Below are 14,841 nucleotides of genomic sequence, written 5' to 3' on the forward strand. Positions count from 1 at the left end.
AAGAAGCTGACATCCGAGCTGGGTTCGGCGAACAGCGCGCTGGCTGCCTACCGCTCCGAGACGCAGCGCCTGAAGAGCGACCTCAGCCGAGTCCGGTCCTCGCGTGCGATGCGGATCGGCAGAGCCCTGACCTCGCCGGCCCGATGGATGACTCCGAGCCGAAAGATCGAACCCCTCTCCGAAGCGGCGCGAGGAAGCGCCGACGTGGGGTCGACCGCACACTCCGCAGAAAGCGGGCGAGACACCGGGTGGGCTGCCGTCGACGCCGATCCCTTCAAGACGATGTCGGCCCAGCCGTCACCGCAGGCCCTGGCCGCCGCCCTGAATGCGGCATGGTTCCAGCAGGGGTCGATCACACGTGCACACGACCTGCTCGTCCGCCATAGCACCTTGCGGGCGTCGCTTCCGGAGGCATCGCGCAAGCTAGCTGAACGGGTCGAAGCGGCTGAGCGGCTCCGGAGGAACGGGGTTCTGATCCCCCCGCGCGCCAGCGGGAGCGCGTACATGGCAGAGCCCGGACGGATCCTGTACTGCGCGCACTCCACCCCCGCCTACAACACGAACGGCTACTCGACGCGCACGCAGGGTGTGCTCTCCGGTCTGTCTGCTGCAGGTCTCGACGTTGCCGTCGCCGCGCGGGTTGGTTACCCGTGGAGCACCAAGACCGACCGGTCCGCACCGCCGCGACGACGTCAGGTCAGCGTCATCGACGACGTCGAGTACACCCACCTCCCAGGCCCCGGCCTCGAGACCAGCCCTGCTGACCACTACGTGCTCGCCTGCGCCGACGCCTTCGTCCGCGAGGCGCGGCTGCGTCGGCCCTCGCTCATCCAGTCCGCCTCCAACCACGTGACCGGTCTCGCCGCCCTCATCGCCGCGCGACGCGTCGGGGTGCCCTTCGTCTACGAGGTCCGCGGTCTCTGGGAGATCACCGAGGCCTCGGCCAAGCCCGGGTGGGAGGAGACGGAGCGCTACCAGCAGCAGGCCGACTTCGAGACGCTCGTCGCGTCCGAGGCGGACGCGGTGCTCGCCATCACCGAGGAGACCCGGCAGGAGCTCATCCGGCGCGGCGTCCCGGCGGAGAAGATCTCGCTGGCGCCCAACGCCGTCGACCCCACCGTCTTCATGCCCCTGCCGAAGGACGAGGCCTACGCCCGCACCCACGGCGTGCGCACGGACGTGCCGGTCATCGGCTTCGCCGGGTCGATGGTCGCCTACGAGGGCCTCGACCTGCTCGTCGAGGCCGTCGCGATGCTCCGGGACGAAGGGGTGGACACCCAGCTCGTCCTCGCCGGCTCCGGGTCGGCCGAGCCGGGGCTCAAGGCTCAGGTCGCCGAGCTCGGGCTGGGCGAGATGGTCCGCTTCGTCGGGCGCGTCCCGGCGAGCGAGATGCAGCGCATGATCAGCCTCTTCGACGTCATGCCGTGCCCGCGACGGTCCCTGCCCGTCACCGAGATGGTCTCCCCGCTCAAGCCCCTCGAGGCCTTCTCCTGCGGCAAGGCCGTCATCCTCTCCGACGTCTCCCCCCACCGCACGCTCGCCGGTGAGCACGGCGAGCGCGCCCTGCTCGTGCCGGCCGACGACGCCCGGGCGCTGGCAGGCTCCCTTCGCCAGCTCCTCGCCGACGAGGACCTGCGCGCCGACCTCGGCCGACGGGGCCGGCTCTGGACGGTCGACGAGCGGACCTGGCTGCGTGTGGCGGACTCCTTCCGCGACGCGCACTCCCGCGCCGCAGAGGCGGTCCGCGCGCACGACGACTCGCACGAGCGCCAGCTCGCCTCGCTGCGCGTCGGCATCATCGCCGACGAGTTCACGACCGAGACCCTGCGGCCGACCTTCGACCTCGTCCCGCTCGACCGGCACGGGTGGCGCGACCAGCTCGACGGACTCGACCTCGTCTTCGTCGAGTCGGCCTGGAAGGGCAACGACGGGCAGTGGCACCGCGGCATCGGCCGCTACGACGACGACGAGCACGCCGACGTCGTCGCCCTGCTCGAGCGAGCCCGCGAGCTCGGCATCCCCTCGGTCTTCTGGAACAAGGAGGACCCGGTCCACATCGAGCGCTTCATCGCCACGGCCTCGCTGTGCGACCACGTCTTTACCACCGACGCGAGCTGCGTGCCGCGGTACCTCGCGGCGGGGGTCGGCACGGTCCGGACCGCCTCGGGCCTGCCCTTCTACGCCCAGCCCAAGATCCACAACCCGCTGCCCGGCGCCCGCGCCTACGACCCGTCGGTCTCGTACGCAGGCACGTACTACGGCGAGCGGTACCCCGCCCGGTCAGCCGAGCTGAGCCGGCTGCTCACCGTCGCCAAGCCCTTCGGCCTGACGATCTACGACCGGCAGGCCGCGATCCCCGACTCCCCATACCACTTCCCCGCGATCTTCCGCGGCAACGTGCGCGGGTCGCTCCCCTACGACGAGGTCATCGACTCCTACAAGGCCCACCTGGCCGGTCTCAACGTCAACTCGGTCAGCGACTCGCCGACGATGTTCTCCCGACGAGTGGTCGAGGTCGCCGCCTGCGGCGGTGTCGTGCTCTCCGGGCCGGGTCGCGGCATCGTCGAGTCGCTCGGGCCGACCATCCCGGCGACCGGTGACAGCGACGTCTGGCGCGCCTCGCTCGGGCTGTGGTCCACCGACCCGCAGGCCCGCCTCCGCGAGGCCTGGCGCCAGATGCGCACCGTCCTGCGTTCCCACACCGTCACGAGCGCGATGCTCCTGCTCACCCGGACCGCTGGGATCCCCGTGCGCGCGCAGATGCTGCCGTCCTACGCGGTCGTCGCGGACGACTTCCGCACCGAGGTCTTCGACTCGCTGGCGCTCCAGTCGGTGCTGCCGGCCCGCGTGCTCGTCGTCGGGGACGCGTCCTCGGCGCGCGAGCGCCTGGCCCCGCTCGGCGTCGACGTCGTGGACTGGGACGGGCGCGACCTCGCCAGCGCGGCCGGGACCGACTTCGTGCTCCGGGCCGACGAGGCGATCGGCGGCCGCACCACCGTCGAGGACCTCCTCCACGCGACGAGCTACGGCGACTGGTCTCGGATCGCTGGGGCGACCGACCCCGAGCACGCGGCGGGGTCTCCCTTCGCCGTGCCGACCTCGGACCCGGCGACCGGGCTCTCGCTGGTCCGGGCCGACCTGCTGCGCGAGCACGCGGACGCCGACGACCCGGTCCGCGCCGCCTGCGGTGCGCCCGGTGCCCAGGGCCTGCGGCTCACCCTGCCGTTGCCCGTGACGCCGCCGACCGACGCGGCATCCGACCCCGTCGAGACCGTGCGGCGCGCGCAGCGCGTCGTCGTCGCCGGTCACGACCTGAAGTTCGCCCGAGCGATGATCCGCGACCTGCGGGCCGCGGGCCACGACGTCGAGATCGACGAGTGGCAAGACCACGCCCACCACGACGAGGAGCGCTCCCTCGAGCTGCTGCAGGGGGCTGACACCGTCGTCTGCGAGTGGGGCCTGGGCAACGCCGTCTGGTACAGCCAGCACCTCCTGCCCGGGCAGCGCCTCGTCGTCCGGGTGCACTCGCAGGAGCTGCGCCGGCCCTATCTCGCGAGCATCGACCACTCGAAGGTCGACGCCTACGTCTTCGTCGGCGACCTCATCCGCGACGCGGCCGTCGCCAGCCACGGCGTCCCCCAGGGCAAGGCGCACGTCGTGCCCAACGCCGTCGACGTCGACGCGCTCGACCTGCCCAAGGACCCGGGAGCGGAGACCACCCTCGGCCTCGTCGGCATCGTGGCCCGGCCCAAGCGGCTCGACCGGGCGCTCGACGTCCTCGAGGGGCTCCACGACCGGGGACTGGACTACCGGCTCCGGATCAAGGGCAAGACGCCGTCGGACTACCCATGGATGGCTCAGCGCCCCGACGAGATGTCGTACTACGACGAGCAGTTCGCCCGGATCGAGCAGATCAACGCGCAGCGACCCGGTGCCGTCGTGCTCGACGGGCACGGCGACGACATGGCGCAGTGGTACCAGGGCGTCGGCGTCGCGCTCTCGACGAGCGACTTCGAGTCCTTCCACCTGACGATCGCCGACGGTGCCGCCTCGGGTGCGCTGCCGGCCCTGCTCGCGTGGCCGGGCGCGGATCGCGTCTACCCGCGCGAGTGGATCAGCGCCGACGTCGAGTCGCTGATCGAGCGGATCGCGACGACGGAGCGCTCGGGCGAGGACTACCGGTCCAGCGCACGGGAGATGTTCTCCGCCGAGCGGACGCGGACCGCGCTCACCGAGCTCATCACAGGCACGGCGAGATGAGCGACCCGACCTCGTCCGAGCTCGTACGGACCTTCATCTACGGCAGCTGCGTCTCGCGGGACACGCTCGACACGATGCATTCGACCCACGAGGTCTTGCGCTACGTCGCCCGGCAGTCTGCGATCAGCGTCGGACGGCCCGCCGTGGGGGTCGCCGAGCGACTCGACCCCATCGAGTCGGCCTTCCAGCGCCGGATGGTCCTCGGCGACCTCGAGGGCAACTTCCTCAGCGAGCTCTCCGACCACGCGGCCTCAGTTGACCAGCTCGTCATTGATCTAGTCGACGAGCGATCCGGGGTTGTGCGGGTCGGCGAGGGCGTCGTCACCCGCCTGCACGAGCTGTGGTCCGCGGGAGGGGCGCGGGCGACCGGGGGCGGCCAGCACCTACGGCTGGGCACCGACGCCCACTTCGCAATGTGGTCATCCTCGATCGGAAGCATCGCGGCCGAGATCGGGCGCTTGGGCCTCACGGACCGCACAGTCGTCCTCGTGACCCCTTGGGCCACTCATGACGACACCGGCGCGCGCCTAGAGATTCCGGCCTGGATGATGCCGCCGGACGAGGCGAACCACCAGTACCGCCGTTATCACGAACGGCTCTCGCGTCTCTTCGAGACCGTGGAGCTGCCGGCCGATCTGGCGGTCTCATCGTTGCACCACAGGTGGGGCACGAGTCCCTTTCACTACACGGACGCGGCCTACGCCTTCCTCGCCGAGCGCATCCGCATCTCGTCTAAATCTTCTAGGTGACGTTCACCCAGTCCGAAGTCTTCGCATCGACGATGTCGCCGTCCTCGTCGCGTGCGAAAACCCTGGCGCGATATCGGCCGGGTGGCACATCGCCAAAGGTCATGGACCGGGACGTGGAATACGGGACCGAGCGCACATGATCGGCTCCCCTGAAGAGTCTGGCGGCGAACTCCGTCCCACTCCCCCCGAACGCGAGCGCCGTCACTCGCCGGGCTGACGCCACCGACCGGACAGTCAGATCACCATCCTCGGGATCGTCAGCCATCAGGTGTCTGAGACGCGCAGCCAACGCGTCGCGATAGGCGGGACCGATGTCTGCGTGAGTGAGGCCCGGCAGTGGGACGACGTCGAGAGCACCCGGGAGGTCCGCGACATGCGCGGCGAAGGGGAGGACATGGTTGCGATAGTGATGGTCTCGATCTCCGACGAGGACCGTGATCTTCGAGTCGGCCCAGGTATCTGCCGTCGTGGTCGCCAGGTCGTAGAGGACCCGATCGAGGTCAGCGATGGCCTGCTCGTCGGTGCGCCCGGTCATGAACCGGAGCACATTCGGGTGAGGCTTGCTGAGGAAGCTGCCGATACGCGTCTGCGGCGCACCGACGAAGATCTCTCCCGCACCCAACGAGAGCCCGTGCAACAGAGCTGCCGTCGCCCCCTTCGAAGAGCCGATGCAGAGGAGATCCCGTGGGGTCAGTCCCAGCTCCTCGAGCTCATGACGGATGAACGCCTGCACGGAGCGGAAGACCGCACGATCTCCATGGTCCTGCAGGTAGTAGCACCCTTGGTCGCCCCAGTCGTCAAGGACGAAACGCGCCTCCACCCCGGCCGCATCCACGGTGGGCTTGTAGTTGGAGGTGAAGTCGCCGACCTGGTGCATGGAGGTGAAGGCGACGACGAGCCGGTCCCGTCGCCCGTGCACGGGGAGGTAGTTGAGCCCGACCTCGGACCCAGACCACCGACGCCAGCCCGTCCGGCCACTCACCTGCCGGTCGCGGTAGGCGAAGTCCGCCAGACGGACCTTGGTGGTGAGCTCGACATCGGTCCCCTCGAAACTGACAACCACAACGTCCGACGCCTCGGCCCGACCCATAACGGGGAACCGCCAGCCCTGCGGACTCGACCCGCCCTCCCCACGGCGGATCGAGACGCGGGTCGCGGTGCTCGCCTCCCACGTCACGTCCATCACCTTCTGCCCCTGGTGGTGGAGCTCGTACCCCTGGCCGTGCAATACGACCTCGAGGTCCGCGCCGACGTGCCAGAGGATGTCATAGCGGTGCGGGTCGGGCGCCCTGACGACGTCCGTGACATCGATGGTGGGGGCGTCCGGATGGTCGCGCACGTCGACCGTGCGTTCGTGCTCGACCCCGTCCCGGAGTCGGCCGTTGCGACCCGTCACGCAGAAGCCGTCCTGCTCACGGCCAACCCGCATGTCGACGGTGCTCGTCGGTCCGCCGGTCCGCGGCACGCTTTGCCCGTCCACGACCAGCGTGGAGTGCGCGAACTGCGAGTAGCCGTATCGGGTCAAAGGGTCGTCGTATGAGTATCCGTTCGGACCCGCCTCCGAGATCAGGTCGAGCCCCCGATGCTGGACCAGCAGCGAGTTCTCGTCCGCGTGCTTGTGGAAGGGCCCGTTGTACGCGCAGCTGAAGAAGATGAAGGTGGCCTCGGAGTCCCCCCAGGCGCTGCGATGGATGGCGTACCCGGATGCCGGGACGACATGGGTCCTGCCGACAGGCGCTCGACCCTGCTTGCCTCCGGTCGCGGCGAAGAGGAGCGACGGGTCTCCTAGCCCCCGTGCGGCCCCGGTAAGCGGTTGGCGCGTGGTGTCGCTGACGAGCGGGTACAGACCGTCGGGCCCGACGGCGTGCGTGGCGTACGCGAGCGTCCCTGCGAGCAGCTCACTCAGCCCCCCCGACCTGGAGTCGTCGACTGCTCTGACGACATCGAGATGAGCCTGCAGATGACGGACGACCATCAGGTGGTAGTTCGGCGCGTGCTCGATGTGCACGCCCTCATGAGTGAACGCATGACTGAAATAGCTGGCCAGACGCTCGAGAGCCAGGTCGAGATACTGCGCGCGCTTGCGCCTAGGAGCCCACGACGCCATACCGGCCCAGTTCACCAGGGCGATGTCCTGAAACATCCCGTGGTTGTTCAGACCGCCGTGGAAGTCGTCGCGAACCAGCAGGTCGGCGGTCTTGTCGACAATTCCGTGGAGACCGTCCAGCTCGGCGGGAGTCAGCCAGTCGGACTGGGCTTCGATGACTCCGAGATGCATCGTCAGGCGCTGCGCGGTGGTCTCGTCATGGAAGGCCATATGGGCGTCGAGCGAACGCCAGGCTCGCGATCTGCTGTACCAGTCGAGGGACAGCTCGTAGGCCCTTCGCGCCGCGGCTGGGTCTGCACGGACCAGTGCCGGCCAGTCAGCCAGCCAGAGGAAGCCGTGCACATATCGCGACCGAGATCGGCTCATCCCTTCGTCCCACATGGATCCTCGGTCGTAAGGGATGTCACCGAACTGCGGTGACTCGACGACCTGCTCTTCGAGGAAGCGGAGCGCTCTGCGCCTCGCTGCCCCCTCCCCCTTCGGGAGACGGTCGCGCACGACCTCGTGCAGGCGCTCGAGCGCCTCGGTGGACGTCACGTGCGCGTCCCCTGCCCGGTCCTCGAGGAGCCGAGCCCTCCGCAGAGGCGACGACGTGCTGTACGCATGGCGACACTGTAATTCAGGGCTTGTTCACCGTGACCCACCGACCCAGACGCTCACCGAGACCACGGACTCTCGGGTTCCATCCGGGCGCAGGACGAACATCCGGACGACGCACCGTCCATCAGGGCACCCCCAGAAGGTGTGCGACCGCGCGGGTCCGTAAGTCGTGGCATCGACCCTGGCGCCGTCATGGACGAGGTGGAACGCCACCTTCGCACCGCGAGGCGCAATGCTCGCAGCGACGATCCCCCCAGTCCCGTGGGGTCCGACGCTCAGGACCACGCCATCAGAGGTCCGCGTCACCCCGCCCGGGGCACTGCGGTCGCGCACGTGGTCGAGGACCGACCTGGCCAGGACGCGTTCGGTCTGGTCGTCGAAGTGGAATGGCGCCGCACCCCACCGGTGGTCGTCGCCCGCTACCGTCTCGACGTCGGTGCCGACCATTGCCACCCCGACGATCTCGCGGATCATGTCGACGTAGTCGGACTGCACCCGGCTCCCCTCCTCGGCCTCGACACCGAAGCTGGGGGGAACCACCTGACCGCTCGTCGTCCGAGCAGCCCACCTCGGGGCAAGGAGAATCGTGCGCCGTAGGAGGCCAGTCTCCACGAGCAGCGCGCGCCACAGCTGCAGCGCGTCGCGGTACAGCGCCTTGTGCTCCGCCGTCCCGAAGGCGACCCTTCGAGCGCCCGCGGGAGGACGTCCATCGGGATGCAGCCGACGCCACTCCACCGTGTCGGTGGTCACCGAGCCATCCGGATGCACGAAGACACCGAGCCGCTCATCGACGACATCCCAGACGACCGCGTCTACGCTGCTCGCCGACACCCGGACACGCTCGGGCAGATCGCTCCGGAAGTCAGCGGCGAGCATCCGCCGTTGGAAGGAGCTCGCGAGCTGGTCGACCTCCGCTGGTGCAGGACGGCCCGGCGCGAAGGCACTGATCAGGCTCTGCCTGGCGTGATAGCCGACAAGCGAGACGGGAGGCGACATGAAGCCAATGAGGTCGCGCGACACGCAGCTGCCGACGAGAAGCAGCGCCGGCTCCTCGAAGCTTGGGCAGGCGGGCAGCTCCATCTCCTCCATGACGTGGCCCAGCCCGTCGCGAAGAGCGACACGGGTGGGTGCCCCGTCGTCCGCGTGCCATGCCGATCCGGAGGACGGCAGGCTGCCCGGAAGCGTGCGCCCAGAGGGTCCGAACTCCGCGACCGACCCGGGAGGCAGCCGGGCGGGTTCGTTGAACCACAGCCTGCGGACTCCGCACTCGTCGACCGTCAGGCGCGGCCCCGCCGACCGCAACGGAGCCACAACTCGCCCCCGAAGATCGCTCGGGAGGGTGCCCGAGGGCGGACTCGGAGCCATGCCAGTGTTCCTGAGTTCGACCGCGACATCCCTGGCGTCCGATCCCACCTTCACCATCGCGAGGAGAGCATCCTCGAGGACCTGGCGGGGTGGCACCGCATGCCCCTTGGCGAAGTCCGCGATCAGGCAGGCGCCCGTGCCAGAGGTCCACAGCCCGTGGCCGGTGTCCACAAACCCACCGGCGTCCAGGTATGGCCCCAGGTGCGCTTGCACGTGCCAGTCGGTCGCATTCTGCAGGACGAGGGTATCGGCGCGGGCGATATCCGGACGGTTCGGCCGACTCAAGACGTGCAGGTCGAGCCCACCCAATGTTGCGAGCCGCTGGCGGGCCGCACCATCCCTGGGGACCGGCCCATCCGCAAACTCGCCCAGCGCCGCGTCGAGGAACGTATCGACCGCGCTCGGGAGGTACCGAAGGATGTCGGTCTGCGGGTTCCAGACCAGAGCTGAGATCGGCACTCGGGCGCGACGCACCTGGTCCAGCGCGGCGAACCCTCCGCCTGAGCCACCGACGAGCAGGAGCTCCCGCCCGGTCGTGATGTGGAGGTGCTCGAGCACCCCGGCGAGGGTCTCCTGCACGTCGTCACCTGCCCTCCCCACGTACCAGCCCAGGTTGACCTCGTGGTGGGTGCTCACGAGCGGATCTGCGATCGAGATGAACTGACCTCCGACAAGTCGACCCATCTGCACGCCTGAGAAGAAGGGAGGTCGTTTGCCGCGTCGGTCGCTCACCGCACCTGTGAAGAAGATCGGAAGACGCGTGTCGATCGGGCCACCGGCTCCGCTGACCTTGACCTCGACGGCACCGCCGGACGGCAGTCGAATTACGTCTACTCCTGGCTCCGCGAGGCCCTGCCCGGCGAAGGAGGCAAGATCGGACCAGCGCCGGACCTCGCCGTGCGCGCTGTAGTCGACGTCGTCCGACATGGCCGATCGCCGGATCCCGGGTGTCACCCGTCCGCCCTGCGGAGGCGTGCTCGTCGACGACGGGGCACCGAGAAGGTGATCTGGGTCTGCACATGTTTGCGAAGGACTGCCGTGAGGTAATCCGCCGCCTTCTCCTCCTCGCCCTGTGCGATGTTCCACGCCCACCAGCGGTACATCCTGGCCGTCTCCCGAGCCGGCCCGTCGGCGATGAGCTCGCCCTCGTGCAGCCACAGGGCGCGCGTGCACATCTCCTCGATCGTCTGCGCGGCGTGCGAGACGAGGAAGATCGTGCCTGCCTGATCGCGGATCTGACGCATGCGCTCCTCGCTGCGGGCCTTCGTCGCTGCGTCTCCGGTCGCGAGCGCCTCGTCGATGAGGAGGATGTCGGGCTGGGCTGCGGCGGCGATCGCGAAGCGCAGCCGGGCTCCCATGCCGGACGAGTAGGTCTTCATCGGGCGCTGGATGGCGTCGCCCAGCGCAGCGAGCTCGATGACGTCGTCGACCGCTGCGTCCGCCTGAGCGGGGTCGAGCCCCATGGCGAGCAGACCGAGCCGGACGTTCTTCGCGCCCGTCAGCTCGGGGATGAGGGCGGCGTTGACCCCGAGGAAGGTCGGGTCGCTCGTCGCGAGGACAGTCCCCGAGGTCGGTGTCTCGAGACCGGCGATGATGCGGAGCAGCGACGACTTGCCCGACCCGTTGTGGCCGACGATGCCGATGACCTCGCCCCGGCGTGCGACGAAGCTGACGTCGCGGAGCGCGTGGACGCTCTGGGCGCGCTTCCAGAGCCGACGTCGGCTGCGATGCCCGTCGTCCTCGTCGGAGATGACGCGGTACGTCATGCGGAGGTCCTTGACGACGACGCACGCATCGGTCACCAGGGGGTCGTCGGTCCGCGTCGGGCTGTCACTCACGGCTGTACTGCTCCTCACCGTGCCAGAAGTAGACGAAGCCCAGCAGCGGGGTGACGACCGCCCACACCCCGAGGACCAGCCAGAGCTTGAGATCCCCGGGAGTCCCGTATAGCAGTGTGTCGCGCGCGAGCTCGAGGACGCAGTACAGCGGGTTGATCTCGCAGATGGCCATGACGCGGGGATGGCCCGCCGTCAGCCGCTCGATGGAGAACATCACGCCGGACCCGTACATCCACAGGCGGCTGAAGGCCCCGACGAAGATCTTGCTGTCGGGGAGGAGCGAGCCGAACCGGGCTGCGTAGAGGGTGAGGCCGAGGTTGAATGCCGCCTGCAGGGCGAGGACCACCGGGAAGAGCAGCCAGGTCATGGTCACCGGCGCCCCGGGTGGGATGGCCAGCACGAGGACGATCAGGGTGAGGACCATCGGCAGGCTGGTGAAGGTCTCGCGCAGCCATGTCGCCACGGGGATCGCCGCCCGCGGGAAGGAGAAGGTGCGGATCAGGCTTCGGCCGGCCACCACCGAGCCGATGCCGGTCGTGAGCGAGCGCGACGAGTAGCCGAAGAGGAAGACACCGATGAGCAGGAAGCCGATGAAGTTCTCGATGCCCTCCCTCGCCCCGAAGAGGAGCCCGAAGATGACGAAGTAGGTCGCGCCGTCGAGGAGCGGCTTGCCGACGAGCCAGGCGTTACCCAGCAGCATGTCGCGGTTGCTCGTGAAGGTCCGCGCTCGCGAGTCCGCGACGACGAAGCTGCGGCGGCGCCAGAGGTCGGCGACATATCGACCCAGGGGCGGACGGACCCCGACGGGATGCAGGTCGCTGACGTCGACGTAGGTCGTCGACGTCCTGGGGCTGGTCGCCGGGTCTGCGGCAGTCATCTGACCTCCCTCCCCGAGAGCGTCCGGTACAGCTCCTCGTAGCGGTGCGCGAGAGCGCTCCACGTCCGCGTCTCGGCGAAGAGCCTGCCATGCAGACCGAGGTCGCCGCGCAGATCCCTGTCTCTCGCCAGACGGTCGACGGCCTGCGCCAGGGCGTCGACGTCACCTGCCGGTACGAGGACCCCGCTCCCTGGCGCCTCGACGATCTCTGCAAGTGCGGGCAGGTCGCTCGCGATGACCGGGCGACCGATGGCCATCGCCTCGATGGGCTTGAGCGGGGTGACCGTCCGGGTCACCTCCGAGTCCACGCGGGGGACGACGAAGACGTCCAGCGCCTGGTGCCAGAGCCGGGCCGCGCCTCGCGACACCCGGCCTGGGAGCACGACGTGGTCCTCGAGACCGAGCCGGCGGACCTGCTCGACGAGCGCGGGGCGGGCAACCCCGTCGCCCACGATCGCGCCCCGGACGTCGACGCCGCCGCGGCGAGCCAGAGCAATGGCGTCGACGAGGGTGTGCAGGCCTTCGTAGCCGACGATGGAGGACACGGTCCCCACCCACACGCCGTCCGTCGGCAGCCCCAGCCGCTCTCGTGCCTGCGCGGCGGGCGGCGCGTCGACGAGCAGGGTCGCGTCGACGGCGTTCGGGGCCAGCGTGACCCGCTCGGCCGGGACGCCGCGGCTGACGAGGTCGTCCCGCATCGACTCCGAGAGGGTGACCACGGCGTCCGCCGCGCACGCCATCTCGATCTCCTTGGCCCGCCAGAGCCGGTAGCGCTCGGACCCCAGCGCCTCGACCGAGAGTTCGCCGGGGCGCGAGGCAGCCCAGGTCTTCTCCAGCTGGCCGCGCATCTCGTACACCCACGGCACCCCGAGCGACCGAGCGGCGGCCTGGGTCGCCATGGCGTTCGGGTAGTGAGTCGTCGCGTGCAGGACGTCGGCGCCGGACCGCGCGCTGAGCGACGCGATGTCGGCCGCCCACAACTCGAGCCGGCCCTCCACCGTCTGCGGGAGCCGGCTGTGCAGGACGCGGTGGTACGGGATGGCGTCGACGTAGGACGTGGCCGGCGCGGCGACCGACCCGATCGTCACGGGGTATCCCGGCCGGGTGATGCCGCGCGCGGCGATCCCGGCGGCGCGCTGCGCCTGCAGGATCGAGTGGGTGCGAAGGGCGTACCCCGAGGACGTGTGCGGCAGCGAGTTGGTGAGGACGTGCGTCACGGAGAGGCGTCGTCCGCTGACTCGGGGTGAGGTAGGGGGGTCGACGGTGATCGTCCGCCCCGGCTGCAGCAACATCCGCTCGGAGCAGAGGCGGGTCGCGTACCGCTGGTCAGAGGCGCCCCGACCGGCCGTCAGCCCCTCGATCGCCTCGCTGAGGTGGCCCGCCTGCCACAGGGCACGGGCCTGAGCCCGACCTCGGCGACGGGTCGTCCCGTCGACGACCAGCTCGAGCTCGTCGACGAGGCGAGAGGGCTCTGCCTGAGCGAGGACCTGCCTCGCGTCCTCGGGCCGGTCCGCCAGCACGTGGGCGAGCGCGGTGAGATCGGGACGGGACCCGATCTGCAGCAGCGCGTCGGCGACCGAGCCTCGGATCGACGGCGGCATCCGACGGCTGACGAGCACGGCGAACGTCACGGGGTCGTCGTGGAGGTGCTCAGCACCGGTGCGCGCGAGCAGCGCCACGTTGCGCGCCAGGGTGGATGCGCGGCCGCGGGCGCCGACCCCGCGAGCGCCGGTCACGACGTGCATGTCGCCGAGCAGGGCGAGGTACTGCTCGCCGATGACGTCCCGCGTCGCGTGGGTCCGCACCCAGTCGACGGCGCGCTCCGACGGCGTCGGCCGCGTGCTGGCACGCGCCAGACGCACCCACAGGTCGGCCAGCGCGTCGGGGTCGGCCGCGGGGACCACGTCGCCGGCTCCGGAGTCCCGGACGACGTCGGCGGCCTCGCCGCTGACGCTCGCGGTGATGTGCAACCCGGCGGACATCAGCTCGTAGACCTTCGACGGGATCGTCAGGTGCAGACCCGGCCAGTCCCGCAGCATCACGAGAGCGGTGTCCGCCCAGGCGTAGTGGTCCGGCACCTCCGAGCGCGGCACCGCATGACGTACGTCCACCTCGACTCCGGCCTGGGCCGCCGCCATCTGCACCAGCCGCCGACCGGCTCCGCCGCCGACGACCCGCAGGGCCACCTCGACGCCGCGCAGGCGGGCGAGACGCACGGCCGCGACCGCCGTCTCGAGCCCTTGAGCACGACCCACCGTGCCGACGTAGACGACCTTGAGGACCCCGTCCTCGGGCTCGACGTCGTGCGAGCCGTCGACGGTGAAGGGGTGAGCGGCGTTGCGCACGACGCGGACGTGGCGGAAGCGGCGCTCGCGCAGACGCTCCGCGAAGGAGTGGGTGGTCGTGACGACGACGGATGCCTGCCGCTGCAAGGTGCTCGTCCCCACAGCAGCGATCCTCGCAAGGGCACGCTTGACCGTGCGCTGACGGCGGACAGGAGCGCCGTCCCACTGGTCGATGACGGCGAGCAGGTCAGGCCAGGCGTCCCGCATCTCGACGACCAGAGGGCGACGCAGCAGCCGTGACGTGACGACACCGGCGACGAGGGACGGGAGCGCGGGCACTGTGGTCACGACGACGTCGGGTCGGCCGTCTCCGCGGAAGCGACGAGCCACCAGCACCGAGTGCACAGCGGCGAGGACCTGGTCCGAGAGCAGCGACCAGACGTCGCCGGTCGTCTGACGGTAGGTCACCCGGTGGACGACCTCGCCGTGCTCGCCGCGGTGCACCACGCCGGGGGCGTATCGCTCCTCGTCCGGCCAGACCTGGCCGGACGGGTAGTGGGGCGGCGGGGTGAGGACGGCCACCTGGTGACCTGCGGCGACGAAGCTCTCGACGAGACCGGCCCAGCGCTGCTGGGGAGCACCCATCTCGGGGTGGTAGTGGTGGGTCAGCAAGAGGATGCGCACAGCTCTGCCCCCCATCCCATGCCGGGCATTCTGCCCGACCTGGATGCTGCGGCGTGAATCGTCCTCACGCTGTGCG

At 70.1% G+C, this 14,841-nt stretch carries 7 protein-coding genes; 2 read left to right on the forward strand and 5 right to left on the reverse strand.

Features of this window, described 5'->3' with window-relative positions:
• Positions 1-504: 504 nt before the first annotated feature.
• Together ABIB53_RS02880 and ABIB53_RS02885 are read left to right on the forward strand one after the other, a co-directional pair.
• Positions 505-4,260: a glycosyltransferase gene (locus ABIB53_RS02880; RefSeq protein ID WP_354587045.1), complete on the forward strand. Its 3,756-nt coding sequence runs from the start codon at positions 505-507 to the stop codon at positions 4,258-4,260.
• Complete coding sequence (locus tag ABIB53_RS02885) at positions 4,257-5,009, forward strand: DUF6270 domain-containing protein (protein WP_354587047.1); 753 nt, start codon at positions 4,257-4,259, stop codon at positions 5,007-5,009. Before ABIB53_RS02880 ends, ABIB53_RS02885 begins: the two co-directional genes overlap by 4 nt.
• Here the strand turns inward: ABIB53_RS02885 and ABIB53_RS02890 are convergent.
• The 5 genes from ABIB53_RS02890 to ABIB53_RS02910 all read right to left on the reverse strand — a co-directional run bounded on the left by ABIB53_RS02890 (position 5,002) and on the right by ABIB53_RS02910 (position 14,765).
• A complete protein-coding gene (locus ABIB53_RS02890; RefSeq protein ID WP_354587048.1) occupies positions 5,002-7,653 on the reverse strand; it encodes a heparinase II/III domain-containing protein in 2,652 nt (883 codons plus the stop codon). The two genes, ABIB53_RS02885 and ABIB53_RS02890, sit on opposite strands and share 8 nt — an antisense overlap.
• Positions 7,654-7,746: 93 nt before the next feature.
• On the reverse strand, positions 7,747-10,008 hold the full coding sequence (locus ABIB53_RS02895; RefSeq protein ID WP_354587049.1) for a DUF6270 domain-containing protein: 2,262 nt from the start codon (positions 10,006-10,008) through the stop codon (positions 7,747-7,749).
• Between the two features lie 23 nt (positions 10,009-10,031).
• Complete coding sequence (locus tag ABIB53_RS02900) at positions 10,032-10,847, reverse strand: ABC transporter ATP-binding protein (RefSeq protein ID WP_354587050.1); 816 nt, start codon at positions 10,845-10,847, stop codon at positions 10,032-10,034.
• Between the two features lie 64 nt (positions 10,848-10,911).
• The gene (locus ABIB53_RS02905) at positions 10,912-11,796 is read right to left on the reverse strand and encodes an ABC transporter permease (RefSeq protein ID WP_354587051.1); all 885 of its coding nucleotides are present in this window, start codon (positions 11,794-11,796) and stop codon (positions 10,912-10,914) included.
• The gene (locus ABIB53_RS02910; RefSeq protein WP_354587052.1) at positions 11,793-14,765 is read right to left on the reverse strand and encodes a glycosyltransferase family 4 protein; all 2,973 of its coding nucleotides are present in this window, start codon (positions 14,763-14,765) and stop codon (positions 11,793-11,795) included. Before ABIB53_RS02910 ends, ABIB53_RS02905 begins: the two co-directional genes overlap by 4 nt.
• Positions 14,766-14,841: the final 76 nt, after the last annotated feature.

The sequence above is a fragment of the Janibacter sp. UYMM211 genome (genome assembly GCF_040547045.1).
GTDB lineage: Bacteria > Actinomycetota > Actinomycetes > Actinomycetales > Dermatophilaceae > Marihabitans > Marihabitans melonis.

Bases quoted from the DNA above. Each gene is read 5' to 3' on its own strand.
- ABIB53_RS02880 (WP_354587045.1), top strand. From the start codon at position 505: ATGGCAGAGCCCGGACGGATCCTGTACTGCGCGCACTCCACCCCCGCC.
- ABIB53_RS02885 (WP_354587047.1), top strand. From the start codon at position 4,257: ATGAGCGACCCGACCTCGTCCGAGCTCGTACGGACCTTCATCTACGGC.
- ABIB53_RS02895 (WP_354587049.1), bottom strand. From the start codon at position 10,008: ATGTCGGACGACGTCGACTACAGCGCGCACGGCGAGGTCCGGCGCTGG.
- ABIB53_RS02905 (WP_354587051.1), bottom strand. From the start codon at position 11,796: ATGACTGCCGCAGACCCGGCGACCAGCCCCAGGACGTCGACGACCTAC.
- ABIB53_RS02900 (WP_354587050.1), bottom strand. From the start codon at position 10,847: ATGACGTACCGCGTCATCTCCGACGAGGACGACGGGCATCGCAGCCGA.